1 pseudogene is annotated in these 602 nt (G+C 41.7%); it reads right to left on the minus strand.

Features of this window, described 5'->3' with window-relative positions:
- A pseudogene (locus QI30_RS07755) lies at positions 1–436 on the minus strand (primase C-terminal domain-containing protein); the annotation flags it as partial.
- Positions 437–602: the final 166 nt, after the last annotated feature.

Genomic DNA, 602 nt, shown 5'->3' on the forward strand with positions numbered 1-602 from the left:
AACCGCGTGGCGATTCGACGATCAATGACGGTTCACCAATCGACTCGTCGATACAAGCAAGCAGAATGTCGTTGATGCTGTGATCTTTCGTATCGATGTCGACAACGAACGTATTAATTTGAGACAGGTTCTTTTCTTCAAAGCCTTTTATGTATGTGCGCGCAGGATCTGCATATTCGCCGTAGCAGTACACGTTTGGCGTCCAGTGAGACAATGAAGGCGCGTCTTTCACCAATGTTTCTTTAGACGTCACGATATAACCGCGAACGCGGCCATTGGCGAAATGCGCTTTTTCGCGAACGACGAAAACCACACCTTTCTTGTCGGACGTGTCGACGAAAGCTGCGGGCGCAAAACGAGAATTTTTCGTTTTATATGTAGTTAAACCGTTGTGAACGATTGATGATAACACAGTTTGTAAGTTGTACATTGTCATAGTGACCCTCCTCCCTCTGATTTAAAGAAACTATAACTGTAATAAACGAAAACTATTGATTAAATTAAGCAAGCTTATTGAAAATGAATCTTTTCCTTGCTATAATCTATTCAAATTAATATGCCATAGTGTTATAAAGCCAGAGTGCAACAAAGCCCTAATGCAA

This window comes from Candidatus Kurthia intestinigallinarum, from assembly GCF_003991225.1.
Taxonomy (GTDB): Bacteria; Bacillota; Bacilli; order Bacillales_A; family Planococcaceae; genus Kurthia; species Kurthia populi.